Source organism: Halorubrum sp. AJ67 (assembly GCF_000513435.1).
Map to the genome: position 1 here is coordinate 202,470 of NZ_CBVY010000005.1, position 761 is coordinate 203,230.

Annotated in this window: 1 pseudogene; it reads left to right on the top strand. The window is 70.4% G+C overall.

Annotated features, from left to right (window positions below):
• Positions 1-16 precede the first annotated feature (16 nt).
• A pseudogene (locus BN903_RS07120) lies at positions 17-271 on the top strand (hypothetical protein); the annotation flags it as partial.
• Positions 272-761 lie beyond the last annotated feature (490 nt).

The window sequence follows — 761 nt, forward strand, 5'->3', positions numbered from 1 at the left end:
CGCCGAGCAGACGGGCCCGCGGCCGGAGCGCGCCGACGGCGGCGAGTCGCCGACGCCTATCGGCTACGTGACGTTCGCGGTCCCGGACCCGGACGCGTCGCTTCTGGACGCCATGTCCGGGTTCACGGTTGCGAAGCGGCGGACGAACGTGTTCCCGCTCGTGTACGACACGGAGGGGGAGCGACTTCACCGCCACGAGGTGCCGCGGCTGAAGGGACGGGGGATCTACCGGCGGCAGGCCGAAGACGCGGAGCGGCTATTCGAGGTGTAAGTTCGTACACCGCTACCGTTGAAAGCCCAGACCTCCGATATGACGTTGTAGGCCCACTACCGAGACCGCCGAAGCCCCAGCCGTGAAGCGGCCAGACGCTTGCTGCGCTCCTCGTCACTCGCGCTGCTCGTTCCTGCGGTGCTTGGTGTCGCCTCTGACCGCTTCACGGCTGCCCCTTCGAGTCCCACCCCGCACAGCACAGCCTCACGCCTCCCCAGCCTCGTCGCTGACGGCCTCCGCTTCGCTCCGGCCGCCAGCGACTCCCTCGCGCGGTGCTGCTCGGCCGCGAGGCGGCCTCGCAGGCACGCGCCACCGCACCGCTATTCGTAACTGATCGTCGCGACCGTTCACGCTGTTTACCGGTCGAAAAAGCCGAAACGCTCGCTCGCCGCTCAGACCAGTCGCGCCGCGATCCGCGCCGCGCCCTCCGCGGCCGCGGTCGCGGGGTCGTCGGGCGAGACGACCTCGACGTCGCGGTCGAGCTCCGCCG